Source organism: Rivularia sp. UHCC 0363 (assembly GCF_034931125.1).
Classification (GTDB): domain Bacteria; phylum Cyanobacteriota; class Cyanobacteriia; order Cyanobacteriales; family Nostocaceae; genus Rivularia.
Genome location: NZ_JAYGHM010000004.1, coordinates 75,589 through 92,985, shown reverse-complemented (window position 1 = coordinate 92,985; position 17,397 = coordinate 75,589). Strand labels below are relative to the sequence as shown.

Sequence of the window (17,397 nt, the reverse complement as noted above, 5' to 3'; positions counted from 1 at the left end):
GTCGCCGGACTTTGCCTGTGTAGCCGCGACTTCCAGTCGCCAGGTAGAGTATAATATTGGATTTTAAAAACTAACAACATGAAAAACCAACCACCAAAATTAACAAACAAATTTGCACAAGCTTTAGTTTACGCTACCCAACGACACGCGAATCAAACCCGAAAAGTAGACAAAATCCCCTATATTTCTCATTTGATGTCGGTTTCAGCCTTGATATTAGAAGCCGGAGGTTCCGAAGATGAAGCGATCGCAGGATTACTTCATGATGCCGTAGAAGACCAGGGAGGTAAAGCCACTCGTGAAGATATCCGTCAGAAATTCGGAGAAACGGTTGTGGAAATTGTTGACGGCTGTACGGAATCAGATATTACACCAAAGCCACCTTGGAAAGAACGCAAAATTAATTATATAGAAAATATCCGCAATGCTTCGGATTCTGTAAAGTTGGTATCCCTTGCCGATAAGTTACACAATGCTAGAAGTCTTTTAATTGGATATCGCGATCGCAAAGATGAATTATGGAATTTTTTCAGTGCTAGTAAGGAGGAAAAATTATGGTTTTATGGGGAATTGCTGGAGATTTATCAGCAAGGCAATGTCAATTTTATGACGGTGGAATTGGAGCAGATTCTTAAGGAACTCGGTGGTTAATTAATCAAAATCGCCCTCACCCTCGAAGGGTGGGGCTACAGGAATAAAGCCCACCTGCGTGGGCTGAATTTTGGTATTTTCATATTCCTTGTTACCATACTCTGCGTGGTAATACAGTTTTTAGGTTCTGCCCCCGGTATAAATGAGGCGGAGCCTCTAGATATGCATTCCCGGAGTCTTGGAACGAGAAATCTCCCCTCTTCTTGCCAAGGAGAGGGGTTGGGGGTGAGGTTCCATTTCTATCCCTACCCGTGGATAAAATCATGTAAAATCTGACTATGCCTATAACTCGCAAAAAATCCTCAGCGAAAATTACTCTACCTGCTGACACGGAGTTAGTAGGGATAGTTTTTCATGCAGTTCCATTAGGCAATTACACTATTTTTCCCGAATATACTAAAGGACTCCACGCTTGGTTTTTAGACCAGGTACGACAAACAAACCCGGAGTTATCGGCTTATCTCCACGATGGGGAATCGGAAAAGCCGTTCACAATCTCCCGTTTGCAGGGAGAGTTATTAAGTGATGGCAAACAATTACAGCTAATAGAGAATTCCAATTATCAATGGTACGTGTCTGCATTATCATCGCGGTTGGTGGAATGGATGACACATTGGTTGCAAAATTTACCTCAAACTATCGAACTTCGCAACGCACCTTTACAAATTAAGTCGGTAGAAATTGCCCATCCTGCAACAACTTACGCGCAATTATTAGAAAGTAAATCAAAAAATTCTCTTTCGTTAAGCTATATCAGCCCTACTAGCTTTCGTCGCAAAAAACATCATTTTCCTTTACCGCTACCTTTCAATATTTTTCATAGTTATTTACGACGCTGGAATGATTTTTCTGGTTTACCTGTGGAACAAGATGCGTTTTTGGAATGGATAGACGAAAACGTAATTATTCAACGTCATCAAATTTCTACTACTAGGGTTCCTGGTGGTAAAAGAGGTTTAGTTACGGGATTTACGGGTGCGGTGGAATTCGGTTTGAGTAAAGATGCATTAAATCAACCTGAATATGTAAATTTATTCAAAGCTCTCGGAGAACTTGCACCTTATTGTGGTACAGGACATAAAACTACTTTTGGTTTGGGACAAACGCGGTTGGGATGGTTGATTGAATCCGAGAAAATAGAAGTAGTATCACCTCAAAAGCTATTAACAGACAGAATCGCGCAAATTACCGAAATATTAATGTCGAAACAAAAGCGCACGGGTGGAGAAAGAGCGATCGCTGTATGTGAAAAACGCGCCGTAATTTTAGCACGACGAGAAACCGGCGAATCTTTACAAGTTATTGCCACCGATTTAGAAATACCTTACGAAACGGTGAAGACTTACGTTAAATTGACAAGAAAGATTTTGGCAAATAGTTAGAGGGGGAAAGGGGGATAGAAATTTTACTGATAAATGATTTTAGAAAGTAAAAAAATTAACCATTTTCTCTCGAATGATTACAGATTGCTATTACTTTTAACTATTAACCTTTGACCTTTGACCTGTAAAAGTTGTTCTTTTAAACTCAAAGGTGCATAACCTAATTCAAAAGCTTTAGAACTATCCAAAGAAACGTCACTAGGTCTTGGTGCTGCCATTTTGACATCTTGTTGTCGGCTAACTTGAATTTTGGCTGCGGGAATTTCAAATATTTCTGCTAATAATAGACCAAAATCGTAACGCGAAATTCTTTGTGTTCCACCTAAATGAATAATTCCGCTAACTTGTTCTAGAGCTAACAATAATCCTTCAGCCGCCGTTTTTCCATTTACCGGAGTGCGGAATTCATCGACAAATAACTTTAATTCTTTTCCTTCTTGGAGGGTTTTAATAAATGATTGTAAGAAGCTAGAAGCTGTAGGAGTTGCATTTCCAAACATTAAAGGCATTCGGCAGATTGTAGCTTGAGGATAGCGTTCCAAAATCCCAATTTCTGCTATAACTTTATGTTCTCCGTAAATATTTACTGGATTTACACTATCTGTTTCTTTATAAAAACCCTTCAAACCATCAAACACTAAATCGGTTGAAGTAAATACGTAAGGAATTGAATTCTCTGCACATAATTCGGCAAGATTCAAAGATACTGTAACGTTAATTAATCGTGATTCTTCGACATGAATTTGGCAATAATTCGGTTGAGATTGTGCAGCAGTATGAATAACCGAGAAGGGCTGTATTTCTTGAAATACTCTTTTAAGCTCCGCAAAATTAGTTAAATCAATTTTTACAAGTTTGACTCCTGGAATTTCTAAACGATGAGAAAAATATGTTCCGTAAACTTCCCATTCAATATTTGCCAATTGACATAAATGCCATCCGAGAAACCCGCTTGCACCAGTAATTAGAAGTTTTTTCATCATCAATTATTAATGAATTATATTTTTGTGTATTTAAAACGGTGATGTTGGGTTACGACACGATAGTTGAATATTCTCGTTATAATCAAATTTTATTTTCGTGTCTAACCCAACCTACTGGCTTATTTTCTAGCTTAGTGATTAATTGATTATTGTTCATTAAAAATCCACATCTTCATAAATTTCTGCCATTGTAATTTCAACGTTGACCGATTGTAACTTCAAAATATTGTCTTGAGTTAAAGTTTGCATCAACCAGTTGTTTTGATAAACCTTCCGATAAAGCTCTACTTTCATTTCTGATTGATGAACTAAAATGTACTCTTGTAAACTTGGTAACTGACGATAATTGAATAGCTTTTCGTTTCGGTCTATACGCTCTGTAATTGGTGAAATAACTTCTGCAATCAAACAAGGACGTGTTTTGAAATATACTTCTCTATCTTCAGTATCGCGAACAACGGATACTTCTGGATAATAAAAAGCATTTATTGGTTCAATTCTTATTTTCATATCAGATGTAAAAACCTGGCAATCAGTACCGTACAAATGAGTACGCAATCTTGCAAACAAATTTTCACTAATCATTTTTGAATTATGGGAATCTTTAAATACGGGATAAACTTGTCCTGCAATGTATTCATGACGTACTATACTTTCTAAATCGAATTGCAGATATTCGTCGATAGTTGAATCTGTAAATTTTGCTTGAGAATACATACTTATTAAAACTGCGGTATCTTAAAATTATCATAACGATTATTACAACTGATTTTCCATTTCTAATTTAAAGATTTAAAGAATATGGAATTGGGAATAGGTAATAGGGAATAGGGAATAGGTAAAAAGAACAACCTAATTCCTAACTCATAACTCTTAACTCCCCATTCCTATCACCTAATTAAACAAATCTCGAAACTGTTGAGTGTTGCGTACTTTCGTAAAATCGGGGTCGGTTTTTGCGAGTTTTTCGTACTTACCTGGAACCAGTTTCATTGCTTTTTGTAGATTGCTAATTGCTGCTGTAGTATCTTTTTGCAAAGCATAAGTACAAGCTTTGTTGTAATACGCTTGATGCTTGTTAGGTTCGATCGCGATCGCTTTGTCGTAAGATGCTATAGCTTGCGTATATCGCTGCAATTGTGTCAGAGCAATGCCTCGATTGATCCAAGCTTCGTATTTGTTGGGTTTGATGGCAATGGCTTTATCATAAGATATTACCGCTTCTTGATAAAGCCGCATTGCAGATAGAGTATTTCCCCGGTTGTACCATGCTTCATCTTTTTTTGGCTGAATGCCGATCGCCTTATCGTAGGAATCTAAAGCTTGTCCGTATCGCTGCAAAGCTGATAACGCATTTCCCCTGTTAATCCAAGCTTCAGCATTATCGGGTGCGGCTATAACCACTTTATCGTAGGCTGCGATCGCTTCTTCATAACGCTTCGCTTCTAATAATTCTGAGCCTTGAACAAAGAAGTCCTCAGCTTCTTTCATTTCAGAGGCTTGTGTTAGCAACTGGGCAACATTAGTTTCTTGCACTACTTTTTTGTTCCCTTGTCTTGTTGATTCTGCCCCATTACTACAACCAAAAATCAAGAAAGTAGTTAAAAAAGAGGCAACAAAACGTCTCCAAAATGCCATATCGCATCCATAGAAATCATAAGACCTACCATACAGCTTTTTCTTACGTTTAACAAGTATCCATCAAAACTTTTTGATTGATTAATTGTTTGGTTATATTTAATTTTTTTTTGTTTTTCAAACCAATGGATTATATCATATTGAGGTAAAGACAATTCATTAGATTTATATTTATTTTAGTTAACTGATATTTATACAAGAGTGCAATATGTCCTATATAGACTTAAAATATATAAAGAATAATCTTTTTGGAAGTATAATTTAGATAATTGATCGCACCGCTAAAAGTAATTATCTATACATATAATTCAATCATTATTTAAAGTAGGTTAAAGCTTGTCTAAGTGTACCTTTATAAAGCTAAAAGTAATACATTGATAAGTAAATTTAGGAAGGTCGAATGAGACGATACAATACTTTCCAAGATTTATTTTAATTAGCAGTAAGTAAACTGTGTTACCAAAGAATAAAAAATTATTGAAGTCAAAACATTGAAAAAGTAGTACTTTAATAATTGCGTTCATACTTAGGGAATATGCCGTATGAGTATAGTTAAAAGATTATCTCCAAATTTGGTAGCACATTTTCTAATTACAATGTTTAACTTAGAACTGCTGATGCCAAAATATAATCATGTCAACTGAATCTAACTCCCAATCATCGCAGCCGGACAATATCCAACCCCGATCCGAAGACAAGTGGCAATCCGATGAATTTGAAGGTGCGGGAGATGTAAGCCAGTTACCCAACGGGCTGAGCGCTCAACAAGTAAACTCCGCGATCGCCTTGGTGCAATCTCAGCAAAATACCACTGCTTTGCAACAAGCTCGTTCTTCGTTTTCTGGAAGCACTACTACAGTAACAGTTAAAACACGGGCATTATTAATAACTTTATTGTCAATTACGATTACAGTGGTCGGAATAGCCATAAATCAACCAATAGTGGGTATTTCCGGAACCGCAGTCACTTTATTCTTATCAGTAATAATACTTTTCCCGTGGTTGAAAGTTGCCATAACCGAATCCTTGACACCCCAACAGCGAGCGTTGATTGTGGCTTTTTTGGGCATAATCGTCACAGTTGCTGGCTTAGTTAAATTTGTTCCCGGTACCATCAATTGGGATGTTTCGGGAACCTTAGCGGAGTGGTTCGGTGCTTTGGGACAAATTCTCATCGCTGTGATCGCGGTTTATATTGCTTGGAGACAGTATGTAATCTCTAAGGATTTAACAATTCAGCAAAACCTGCTTACCATACAGCAAAATAATATTACTCAACAGCAGACAATTGACACATATTTTCAAGGCATTTCCGATTTAGTATTAGATGAAGAAGGATTATTAGAAGATTGGCCCCAAGAAAGATTGCTCGCAGAAGGACGTACAGGCGCAATTTTGGGCAGCGTTGACGCAGTTGGTAAAGCCAAAATTCTGCGCTTTTTATCTCGTTCCAAATTACTCACACCACTAAAACGAGACGGTCATTTAGGTAGAGCAATTTTTAACGGTAGCGGAGGCTACCTAGAAGACTTAGTTGCAGGAGTGCGTGTCATAGACTTGGGTGTGATGCTTGCGGGTGCGAACCTTTCCGGTACAGATTTGCGGTGGACGGATTTGAGTGAAGCGAATTTAGTGCGTGTCAATTTGAGTCATTGTGACCTAGTGAAAGCGAATCTTTACCGCGCTATTTTGTATGAAGCTAACTTATCCAACGCTGACTTAAACGCAACTCAATTGTTTTACGGTTCCTTAGAAACAGCATCACCCCGCAGTCGCTTGCATCCTCCTGATTATCGAACTGGTGAACGTACTGGTGCAGTAGTAGAAAACGCTAATTTCACCAACGTCAAGCGAATGTCCGAGCATAATCGTCATTATTGTTGTCATTGGTGCGGAGAAAAAAGTAGAAAAACCATTCCCGGTGGTTGTGAAGGGATTGAGAATAAATTAGGAAGGTGAAAATAATTCGTAATACGTAATTTTTTAATTAACTAGTTCCCAGTCTCAGGCTGGGAATTCCTGTGTGTAAGGTAACTCTAGTTTAAATAGATTGGATTGTATTGGACAGTTTATTGCTGAATTAATTAATAAAATGAAGCTTCCAATATTTTAACCAGAGAGATAATATGATTTTATTATCTTTAATTTTAGGACTAATTTTAGGCTATTTATTTAGCGGTAAAAACGGTAGCTTAATTAGTATCAATTTTTATATCAACGTCAATTTCCGTAATAATTTGAATGGCAATGGTAATAATAATGGTAATCACAATGGGAACAACAATGGGAATGATAACTTAAAGAATAATAAAGATAACGGCAATGAGAATGAAGTCAGGAGTGGAGAGTTGGAAGTTGAGAATTAATATTTATCTGGCGCTTTGTTACCGCATCTACACAAACGAAACCCGCAGTAAGGCGGGTTAATAATTAATCAATATACAATAATCTTTTAGATTTTTAGACATTACACGACTAAATGGCGTTAAGCGAAGCTCACAGAAGGTATCGCACTTACACAAAGTGAGAGAAATTACTTTTGTTAAAATTTTTGTTCTTGAGCCTTACAAAACGTAACTTTTTTAAAATGGGATTAGATATCTTCTTAATCAACTTACGCCAAAAAGGTAACTTTGACATTTGTTTTCTTTGTTCATCAAGCTTTAAAACTTTTTCACACAAAACATCAGAAAGATTATCTGTATCATTGTGAATCAGCAGCTTATAAAAAAGCTTGTCTTTATAAACATCTTTAATATTATAATCAACTTCCTCTTGAGCATACCCAGAGTTATAATGGTATATTTCTAACGATGCTTTATGTGCAGCTAAACCCATTGCTACACCTTCTCCATCAAAAATACCATTAGACTCAAAGTAATCCCGAATTTGCTTCCAGATTTTCAAGAACTCCACTTCTTTGCCATTGTCTTTACGAATAATAAAAATGGCTTCATATATAAAGTTACAGTTATCTATTATAATTTCAAGTTCCTTAGCAACCTCATAGGCTAGTCTACGCTTCAATTCTTTTTTACCCGCGAGAACATTTGGGGTAATATGTTTTGTCAAACTCCAGTGTGTCTTTGCTGTTAAACCGGGTTTCCAATTCCTAGATATTGCCATGTTTTCAATTAATCGACAATCAGCATCCATAAAGATACAACAATCATAATTTTCAAGACACTTTTCTATACAGCAAAGCTTGTCATGGAATATGCCTACGGATTGAATATTATGTTTTACAGCAATTACATTTGGATACTCAAAAAAAATGTGTGGTCTGTCTGAAAGAATTACAATAGGAACATCTGGAGATAGCTTAAAAATATCTTTTGCTAACAATTGTGCATATTTATTGTATTCATATCCAATAGCTAAGGTGGTATAGCACAGACTTCCTTTATCAATAGTCTTTGACATATAGAAGTTACGTTAATAAACTTAAAATTAAATTTAATTTTAATATTAATCACAAAATGAAGATAAAAGTACCGTGCTTTTACTTAAACAAGATAATCTGTAAGTTGGCTATAAAAAATTGCTAATAACAATCGCAGTAGCTTAGTCGCTTGGGTTGAACAAAGTAAAACCCAACATCATCATAAACTTATAACATATACATACTTAGAAAATTATTCTCTGCGATCAAAAGGGAAATGACATTGTATTGTAATCATTCAATCATGTGAATAAAGACACTCTGCGTCAACCTCCGCGTTCCTCTGCGTTTAAAAAAATATATTATCCCCATTCCCACCAACCAAACCAAAACCCACGGTAAACTGTTGAAATTGTGAATGACATTCGTATGTACTATGGCTAATTTTTTATTGGAAGTCGGAACGGAAGAGTTACCTGCAAGCTTTTTGAGCGGTGCGATCGCGCAATGGAAGCAGTTAATTCCCCAATCTTTGAAGGAAAATTTTCTCGACAATGATGCGGTAGAAATTTACGGTACTCCCCGCAGGTTGGCTGTCTTAATTAAGGGTTTACCGCAACAACAAGCGGATAGAGAGGAAGAGGTAAAGGGACCCCCCGCGAAGGCTGCTTTCAAGGATGGTACACCTACTAAAGCTGCGGAAGGTTTCGCAAATAAGCAGGGTGTTGATGTTTCAGCATTGGAAATTCGTCCCACCGATAAAGGTGATTTTGTTTTTGTTAAGAAAAGTATCAAAGGACGTTCTACTGGGGAGATTCTTACGGAAGTGATTCCCGATTGGATTTTTAAGTTAGAAGGTAAGCGGTTGATGCGGTGGAGTGACGGGGATTTGAAGTTTTCTCGTCCGATTCGCACTTTGGTGGCTTTGTTGGATGACAAAGTTTTACCGATTGAAATTGATAATAATTCGGAAGTTGTCAAAAGCGGTAATACTTCCAGGGGACATCGGGTTTTACATCCGGATGATGTAACTTTTTCTCAACCTACTGATTATCTTAATAGTTTAAATTCTGCTTCCGTGGTTGCTTCCGTGGAAACGCGAGTTAATACGATTACTCAACAGGTACAAGAAGCTGCGAAAAAACATAACGGTTACGCTCAAATTTATCCCGATTTATTAGAGGAAGTTGTTAATTTAGTAGAATATCCTTCTGCGGTTGTCGGTAATTTTGAACCGGAATTTTTGGAGTTACCCCCAGAAGTAATTACTACGGTGATGGTTTCTCACCAAAAGTATTTTCCCGTATTTAAAGCTGAAAATAGTCAGGAATTACTGCCTTATTTTATTACGGTTTCTAATGGCGACCCGGAAAAATCGGATATTATTGCTAAAGGTAATGAAAGGGTAATTCGCGCTCGTTTGGCTGACGGTAGATATTTCTATGAAAAAGATATTAAACAATCTTTGGAAAGCTTTTTACCACAGTTAGAAACGGTAACTTTTCAAGAAGATTTAGGTTCTTTACGTCAAAAGGTCGATCGCATATGTAGCGTTGCCGATCGCATTTCAAAACAGTTAAATTTAGCACCCCAACAACAAGAACATATTCAAAGAGCAGCTTTATTATGTAAAGCCGATTTAGTTAGCTCAATGGTGTATGAATTCCCGGAATTGCAGGGAATTATGGGTCAAAAATATGCTGTTAAAAGTAACGAACCGGAAGCTGTAGCCGACGCGATTTTTGAGCATTATTTACCTAGAGGTGCGGATGATATCTTACCGCAAACTATTACGGGTAGAGTTGTAGCAATAGCCGATAGAATCGATACTTTAGTAAGTATCTTCGGTTTGGGAATGATTCCCACTGGTTCTTCCGACCCCTTCGCCTTACGTAGAGCCGCAACTGCTATTGTTAATATTACTTGGGACGGCGATTTATCGATTAACTTACAGCAGCTACTTGCAGAAACAGCAGCGGAATTCGCGAATACTCATAACAAAGATAAAGCCAAATTAGTTGCTTCCTTAGAAGACTTCTTCTTACAACGCATCCGCACCTTATTACAAGAAGAGAAACATATTGACTACGACTTAGTTAATGCGGTGTTGGGAGAAAACGACCCGGAGTATACAGAACGAGCATTGCAGGATTTATTAGATGTTCGCGATCGCGCTTTATTCTTACAAGAGATTCGTAACAACGGCACTTTAGATAAAATTTACGAAACCGTTAACCGTTCCACCCGGTTAGCAGCGCAAGGCGATCTCGATACTCAACAACTTGATCCGAGCAACTTAGTACAACCCGACCTATTTCAGAAATCATCCGAAGAATCATTTTATCACGCAGTCGTGAGTTTAATACCGCAAACCCAAGCCGCACAACAACAGCGGAATTACCAACAACTGATAGCAGGATTAACAGAAATAGCACCCACCGTTAGCACATTCTTCGACGGTCCCGAAAGCGTGTTAGTAATGGATGACAATCCGGATATTAAACGAAATCGCCTGTATTTACTAGGGTTATTACGTAACCACGCTCGCGTGTTAGCTGATTTCGGTGCAATTGTAAAAAATCTGTAGTGAAAATCAACAAAACATGGTGTAAATTATGGCAATAAACGTTACTATAGTCTTGCTTAACCAGGGTCTGTTTACAGTCTATGCCTAAAGCTCATGTCATAGGATTGGGAAAGTCCGGTGTTGCTGCGGCAAGATTGTTGAATCGAGAAGGTTGGGAGGTGGAAATTGGTGATACCAAAACCTCCCCTGACCTCCTCAAACAACAACAAGAACTTGCTGTCGAGGGAATCACAGTTAAATTAGAGTATTCCCTGGAACTAAACGACACCGAATTACCGAAATTAATCGTAGTTAGTCCCGGCGTACCCTGGGATATTCCCGTATTAATTGCAGCACGGGAAAAAGGAATTGAAACCGTGGGGGAAATGGAATTTGCATGGCGCAATTTACGTTCTATTCCCTGGATAGCAGTTACCGGCACTAACGGTAAAACTACTGTCACCTCGTTAATAGGTGCAATATTTCAGACTGCGGGTTTACACGCACCCACTTGCGGTAATATTGGTCTTGCTGCTTCTGAGATTGCACTTGAGGAAAGAGACAAGGAGACAAATTCTTCCCATCCTCCCCTAGAATGGATAATCGCCGAACTCAGCAGTTATCAAATCGAATCTTCCAACTCGATAACCCCTAAAATTGGTATCTGGACGACGTTAACCCCAGACCATTTAGCACGTCATAAGACTGTAGAAAACTACTACAATATCAAAGCGCAATTGCTGCATCGTTCTCAAATGCAGGTTTTCAACGGTGATGACCCATACTTAAGAAAAGTGGGTGAAACCGATTGGCAAGATGCTTATTGGACGAGCATTAAAGGTAAAGATAATTTAATTGGCGGTAAAGGTTTTTACATTGAAGATGGTTGGGTTGTAGAAACGCAACATATTGCATCTGTATCCGAAGACCAACTTATTATGCCGATTTCCGCTTTGCGAATGGTAGGAGAACATAATTTGCAAAATCTGCTGTTAGCGATCGCAGCAGCAAGGTTAGCGGGAATTGAAAAATCAGAAATTCATCAAGCGATAAGCGAATTTTCTGGAGTTCCCCATCGTTTAGAACACATTCGGACTTGGGAAGGAATTGACTTTATTAATGATAGTAAAGCGACAAATTACGACGCGGCTGAAGTCGGGTTAGCATCGGTAAAAAGTCCGGTAATTTTAATTGCTGGGGGTGCTGCAAAAGCTGGTAACGATCAACCCTGGATAGGGAAGATTAAAGAAAAAGCCGCAGCAGTATTATTAATTGGTGATGCTGCATCGATATTTGCAAAACGCTTGGAAGAGGAAGGATATTCTAACTACGAAGAGATGGGAACTATCGAAAAAGCCGTTGTTCGTGCAGGGGAATTAGCGAAGCAGCATGATGCAACTGTAGTTTTACTGTCCCCAGCTTGCGCGAGTTTTGACCAGTATCCTAATTTTGAAGTACGCGGTGATGATTTTCGCAAGTGGTGTTTGGAATTATAGAGATAGGTAATTTGTAAGGATTTATCAACCCGGTTTTTTTGCGAAAGCCGGGTTTTTTATTTGTAGGTTGGGTTAGACACAAAAATAAATTTGAAAAAAAACGGAGAATTGATAATATCGTGTCGTAACCCAACATTAACATTTTGGATAAATCGAGATATTGTGAAATACCAGCAATCAAGATGTTGGGTTACGACGCAACTTTAATTTACGGTAAAAATCATTATTTTTTGTACGTTTAACCCAACCTACTATCTGTAGTTTTACTGTCACAATCTTGTGCTATTTTTGATCATTATCCTAATTTTGAAGTACGCGGTGATGATTTTCGCAAGTGGTGTTTGGAATTATAGAGATAGGTAATTTGTAAGGATTTATCAACCCGGTTTTTTGGAAAAAGCCGGGTTTTTTATTTGTAGGTTGTGTTAGACACGAAAATAAATTTGAAAGGATACGGAGAATTGATAATATCGTGTCGTAACCCAACATTAGCATTATGGATAAATCGAGATATTTAAAATACCGATAATCAAGATGTTAGGTTACGACGCAACTTTAATTTACGGTTAAAACTTTTATTATTCGTGCGTCTAACCCAACCTACTAGCTACAATAAATTTATAAGCAATATATATTCTAATTAAGACTGTGATTTTACACGCTTTTACTTGCGGTGAAAATTAAGGAACCCGATTTTTTCAAAAAACCGGGCTTTATTATCAATAAACAGAACAGGCAAGTAACCTTTCATTTGTGAATCGGTTTTTAATGTTTTGGTACTGATTCCCAAGCACCAACAGAACGTTTACGCCGACGTAAATAAATAGCACCTAAAACACCGAAACTTAATAGAGCGAATGTCGAATTAGTTTCCGGAACTTTTGTTACCGGACCTTTGTTTACAAGGGTGTCATAAGTGTAGTGATAGTTATTAAGATTCAAAGTATCAGAAACTTTGACAATATCGTCAGACGGAAGCAACGGTAAATAGGGTGTTATATCTATATCACCAATTGAGCCTGGTGTGGAAGCACCTCCGTCCCAAGGCCACATCCTGTCATTAAGATCGTGCCCTTGAGGTTGTGTACCTGGTGCGGGATAAAATTCGCTACCTGGGCGACTATTGTTTTGCCATTCTGCCCAAAGACGTTCTACGTTGCTATGATGCAGCCAGAAAACTGGGTCATTGGGAGAGCCTGGAACGTTGTTCATAGTACCGACTACTTCCAGTGGGGGTTGATCTGTTGGTGGATTTGACTCAGATGAATCGGGTGGTTGAGGAATGAATCCACCACCAACCAATGCATGAACAAGGTTATGAGAACACGGAAGTGCCTGACAGACTTGCTCATTACCGTTTTCATCTATGAAAGTCAGTCCTTCCAAAGAAGGACGGAACCTATTATAATCCTCAGACTGAAGAATTCTATCTATTTGTGCTTTATCTAGAGGAAATTGCTGTTCGGGGGGATTAGAGTCAGGTGGTAGATAGCGGATAACTGTGCTTCCCAAGGTTTCCCCGGTTACGACGTTAGTGTGTAAATCTGGAATCACATTCCAGCCAGCAGCAGCAGAAAAATTACCAGACTGCAAAGGACCACCTTCTAACAGTTCATCTCTAAGAGGAATTTCTCTTGGTTGTCCCGAGCCATTGGTGCCTAAAAAGTCTGGTTGGAAAATCACACCAACGGATCTGGGATCTGTCCAATCCCAGTAGGGAATAGTGACGTTAGGATTTACTGACTGTAAGGCTTTTTCAAATCGGCTCAAATATTCACGGTGCCAAGGTAGAAATGCCGAATTTCCATGAGCTGCATCAACTCCAGCCTGCGGTCCTGTGGATGGCGTATCCTGAGGCAGTGTAACTCGACCACCCAATTGCTCTGGTGTAAATGCCATTGCACCTGTGTGGATGGCAACAATCTCATCATAGATACTGACTTGATTGTTGTTAGTGCCAGGTATTGTTTTTAAGGTTTTAATCGCATCTACAAAATCTGATTTCTCCTGTGAAGTCAAGTCAATAACGTTCTTTCTCACTAAAGAGGCAGCTATTGCTGGAGCTTGGGAAATGCTTAAAGCGATCGCCATACCCACAGTTATTTTTGTGAGGACTTTTGGTAAATTGTTCATTTGCCGATATGCGATAATTAAATAGAGAATAACTTTGTGTATTTTTACTTAATTAATACCACTTTTAGATAAAGATTTGGTAAAGCTCAAAGGCTGCATTTGGAAAAAGAGACGTTAAAATTACAGCTACGGGCAAGGAAAGTTAAACGCTCGATATCAAGTAACAAAATAAACTTTCAATCTGCCCTTCAGGTATCTCCTAACGGAAATGCTCTGCGATCGCCATGTACATTTCCCCCCACCATTTAATAGTATTAGCTTTCTTTTTCTTTTTTTGCTATCAAAGCAAATTCAGATTTTGGAATCTTAAAACAGAGGAATTTCAACTATCTGATGACGCAATAAGATGCCTTGCAGTCGCTACAACAAAGGGAAACTCTGCAACACGCTGCTCTTTATCTCATAAGAATTGAGAAACCTTAATCCTCAGATAAGCTGATGTGCAGCTAAATTAGATAATGCGAAAATTTGAAAAGGTTGTAGTGCGGTAGCGCAGCGTGTCCGTAAGGACATGCATCTTGCTCGCTAGTACTATTTTCCAAACGGGCAATTTCTACTTGCGAAGGTTCGGTAAATTTGGCTTGACGTAAACAGGATTCTAAATCTTTTTGACTAATATGACTCTTTTCCATAGTTTTATAATTAATTTGACCATCTCGAATTAGTACGCGAGATAAGCCTTTAATTAATTGTTCTATAGCCGGGAAATGAAAAGAAATTCCAGCAAGTAACCAATGCATTCCTACCAATACAAAACCAGCCCCTATGGTTGGGAAAAAAGGTGCAGAACCATTAATAGCACGACTTAAAGTAGAGCCGAAAATAATACTTAAAATAACATCAAAACCAGCATATTTGCCAATAAAACGTCTGTCTCCCGCTACCCTTACCATTATCCATCCAGCAATATAAATAACCGCTGCTCTCAACCCCATCTGCCATAAATTTAATTCCTTCGCATCCAATCCCAAAGCATAATCAATCCCGCTACCAATTCCATCCAACATAAATCAAAACCTGAAAAATCAGTCTTTTAACCTTTAACGTTTAGTTATAATCTTAGTTCTTTCCCAAAATTCTTCGTCGCTAACTGTGGGAATACCTTTACTCCGCAACATTTCTAAAGAAGGAAGTTGAGGATTGTAGGAAGCTGGTTCTAAATAAGCTGATTTAAGGGTTTTCAAAAAAGCCGCGCTAGCTCTTATTATGAATATTAAGGACGGGGCAAGGATGCTCAACCCACAAGAAATGAGAAATAAAAATTCTCAGTAGACGGAATTCTCACCATAATAACGAGTGTAAACATCCATCGGTTATTGGCTCGGAACAGCTACAATACTTAATGATTGCAATATATTGCCCGAATATTGAAATTTTATGACTTCTGCTACGACTGTAAAAACTGATTACGAAGCGATAATTGGTCTAGAAACCCATTGTCAACTCGCTACTAAAACTAAGATTTTCTCTGATAGCTCTACAGAATTTGGTGCTGAGCCTAATACTAACATCGACCCGGTTTGTATGGGTTTACCTGGAGTTTTGCCGGTACTCAACGAAAAAGTCTTAGAATACGCCGTAAAAGCAGGTTTGGCTCTTAATTGTCAAATTGCTAAATATAGTAAGTTCGATCGCAAGCAGTATTTTTATCCCGATTTACCCAAAAATTACCAAATTTCTCAGTACGATTTACCGATCGCCGAACACGGTTTTATCGAGATTGAGTTAGTTGATAACGAAGGTAATCCAATTCGTAAAAGGATTGGTATTACTCGCTTGCATATGGAAGAAGATGCTGGTAAGTTGGTTCACGCCGGAAGCGATCGCCTAAGTGGATCGAGCTATTCTCTGGTAGACTACAATCGAGCCGGTATTCCGTTAATCGAAATCGTTTCGGAACCCGATATCCGATCCGGACAAGAAGCTGCCGAATACGCTCAAGAATTACGCCGAATTGTCCGCTATCTCGGTGTCAGCGATGGTAATATGCAGGAAGGTTCGCTGCGTTGCGATGTGAATATTTCTGTGCGTCCGGTGGGACAAAAGGAATTTGGCACAAAAGTTGAAATTAAGAATATGAACTCGTTCAGCGCGATTCAAAAAGCGATCGAACACGAAATTGAACGTCAAATCGAAGCCGTTGAATCTGGCGAAAAAATCATTCAAGAAACTCGACTGTGGGAAGAAGGTTCTCAACGCACGATTAGTATGCGAGTTAAGGAAGGCTCTTCCGATTACCGTTATTTTCCCGAACCCGATTTGACACCAATTGAGGTGACAGAAGCACAATTAAAGAATTGGGAAAGCGAGTTACCAGATTTACCCGCGAAAAAACGCCATCATTATGAAACCGAATTAGGACTTTCTGCATACGATGCACGAGTTTTAACCGAAGAGCGTGCTACAGCCGAGTATTTTGAAGCTGTTGTCGAGAAGGGAGCAAATTCCAAAACTGCCGCAAACTGGATTATGGGCGATATTGCGGCTTATCTCAACAAGCAAAAGCTGAATATTTCTGAAATTAAACTAACCCCAAGCAATTTAGCTGATGTTGTTAAGCTGATTGACAAAGGTGAGATTAGTAATGCTAAAGCCAAAGAGAAATTACCAGATTTACTCGAAGGTAGTTCTGCTAAAGATATTTTTGCTGGTGAAAAACTAATTACAGATCCAGCCGTACTCGAACCTTTAATCGATGAAGCTATAGCTGGAAACCCCAAAGAAGTCGAAAAATATCGCAACGGTAAAACCAACGTTAAAGGCTTTTTTGTCGGACAAGTTCTCAAGAAAACCGGAAAACGCGCAGACCCCCAATTAACCAACGAGTTGGTACATAAAAAACTCCAAGCCTTGCTTGAATAAATCATTGATGTAGAGACGTTGCAATGCAACGTCTCCATGTTTTTTGCGATATCAAGTATTTTTAAACGTCTAATTTTCTTTTGAATATCATACTTTTGATAAGTATTTATGCCCATAAACCCATGAAAACTTTATCTAGCGAAGATTGCTTCCACATTTTTACTCAGTAAATAGGAGAAATTATTTCACTAATTGTTTATACGGAATTTTTCTTTACAAAATCTTTATACAAAATCGCAAATAGGGGTATCACCCCCCATAGCAAAGATGCTATATTATGTTAAGTAGATGCACCCTGATGATC

The 17,397-nt window shown here is 38.3% G+C and carries 14 protein-coding genes; 7 read left to right on the top strand and 7 right to left on the bottom strand.

Annotated features, from left to right (window positions below; all coding sequences use genetic code 11):
- Window positions 1–78: 78 nt before the first annotated feature.
- Entirely contained in the window at window positions 79–651 is a 573-nt protein-coding gene (locus tag VB797_RS03820) for an HD domain-containing protein (RefSeq protein ID WP_323236306.1), read from the top strand.
- A 278-nt stretch (window positions 652–929) separates the two neighbouring features.
- Entirely contained in the window at window positions 930–2,033 is a 1,104-nt protein-coding gene (gene cas6, locus VB797_RS03815) for a CRISPR-associated endoribonuclease Cas6 (protein ID WP_323236305.1), read from the top strand.
- A gap of 77 nt (window positions 2,034–2,110) precedes the next feature.
- Here cas6 and VB797_RS03810 read toward each other — a convergent pair whose 3' ends face one another.
- The 3 genes from VB797_RS03810 to VB797_RS03800 form a co-directional block, all read right to left on the bottom strand.
- Window positions 2,111–3,013 (bottom strand): NAD(P)-dependent oxidoreductase, encoded by a 903-nt coding sequence (locus tag VB797_RS03810; RefSeq protein ID WP_323236382.1) that lies wholly within the window; start codon window positions 3,011–3,013, stop codon window positions 2,111–2,113.
- A gap of 159 nt (window positions 3,014–3,172) precedes the next feature.
- Window positions 3,173–3,733: a Uma2 family endonuclease gene (locus tag VB797_RS03805; protein WP_323236304.1), complete on the bottom strand. Its 561-nt coding sequence runs from the start codon at window positions 3,731–3,733 to the stop codon at window positions 3,173–3,175.
- A gap of 177 nt (window positions 3,734–3,910) precedes the next feature.
- Window positions 3,911–4,654, bottom strand: a complete 744-nt coding sequence (locus VB797_RS03800) for a tetratricopeptide repeat protein (protein ID WP_323236303.1) — start codon at window positions 4,652–4,654, stop codon at window positions 3,911–3,913.
- 633 nt (window positions 4,655–5,287) lie between these two features.
- On the opposite strand from VB797_RS03800, the gene VB797_RS03795 reads away from it, so the two are divergent.
- Entirely contained in the window at window positions 5,288–6,613 is a 1,326-nt protein-coding gene (locus VB797_RS03795; RefSeq protein ID WP_323236302.1) for a pentapeptide repeat-containing protein, read from the top strand.
- A 167-nt stretch (window positions 6,614–6,780) separates the two neighbouring features.
- The gene (locus VB797_RS03790) at window positions 6,781–7,020 is read left to right on the top strand and encodes a hypothetical protein (protein ID WP_323236301.1); all 240 of its coding nucleotides are present in this window, start codon (window positions 6,781–6,783) and stop codon (window positions 7,018–7,020) included.
- A 148-nt stretch (window positions 7,021–7,168) separates the two neighbouring features.
- On the opposite strand, the gene VB797_RS03785 is transcribed toward VB797_RS03790, so the two are convergent.
- Window positions 7,169–8,077 carry a hypothetical protein gene (locus tag VB797_RS03785; RefSeq protein ID WP_323236300.1) on the bottom strand — a complete coding sequence of 303 codons (909 nt, stop codon included), beginning with the start codon at window positions 8,075–8,077 and terminating at the stop codon, window positions 7,169–7,171.
- Window positions 8,078–8,472: 395 nt separating this feature from the next.
- Here VB797_RS03785 and glyS point away from each other — a divergent pair, with 395 nt between their 5' ends.
- Together glyS and murD are read left to right on the top strand one after the other, a co-directional pair.
- Window positions 8,473–10,623 carry a glycine--tRNA ligase subunit beta gene (gene glyS, locus VB797_RS03780; RefSeq protein ID WP_323236299.1) on the top strand — a complete coding sequence of 717 codons (2,151 nt, stop codon included), beginning with the start codon at window positions 8,473–8,475 and terminating at the stop codon, window positions 10,621–10,623.
- An 80-nt stretch (window positions 10,624–10,703) separates the two neighbouring features.
- Window positions 10,704–12,098 (top strand): UDP-N-acetylmuramoyl-L-alanine--D-glutamate ligase, encoded by a 1,395-nt coding sequence (murD, locus tag VB797_RS03775; RefSeq protein ID WP_323236298.1) that lies wholly within the window; start codon window positions 10,704–10,706, stop codon window positions 12,096–12,098.
- Between the two features lie 765 nt (window positions 12,099–12,863).
- Here murD and VB797_RS03770 read toward each other — a convergent pair.
- From VB797_RS03770 to VB797_RS03760, 3 genes are all read right to left on the bottom strand, one after another.
- Window positions 12,864–14,231: a tyrosinase family protein gene (locus VB797_RS03770; protein WP_323236297.1), complete on the bottom strand. Its 1,368-nt coding sequence runs from the start codon at window positions 14,229–14,231 to the stop codon at window positions 12,864–12,866.
- Window positions 14,232–14,677: 446 nt separating this feature from the next.
- Window positions 14,678–15,238 carry a DUF421 domain-containing protein gene (locus tag VB797_RS03765; protein WP_323236296.1) on the bottom strand — a complete coding sequence of 187 codons (561 nt, stop codon included), beginning with the start codon at window positions 15,236–15,238 and terminating at the stop codon, window positions 14,678–14,680.
- Between the two features lie 33 nt (window positions 15,239–15,271).
- The gene (locus VB797_RS03760; protein ID WP_323236295.1) at window positions 15,272–15,415 is read right to left on the bottom strand and encodes a hypothetical protein; all 144 of its coding nucleotides are present in this window, start codon (window positions 15,413–15,415) and stop codon (window positions 15,272–15,274) included.
- 193 nt (window positions 15,416–15,608) lie between these two features.
- Between VB797_RS03760 and gatB the strand changes: the two genes are divergently transcribed.
- Window positions 15,609–17,093 carry an Asp-tRNA(Asn)/Glu-tRNA(Gln) amidotransferase subunit GatB gene (gene gatB / locus VB797_RS03755; protein WP_323236294.1) on the top strand — a complete coding sequence of 495 codons (1,485 nt, stop codon included), beginning with the start codon at window positions 15,609–15,611 and terminating at the stop codon, window positions 17,091–17,093.
- The last annotated feature ends 304 nt before the right edge of the window (window positions 17,094–17,397 follow it).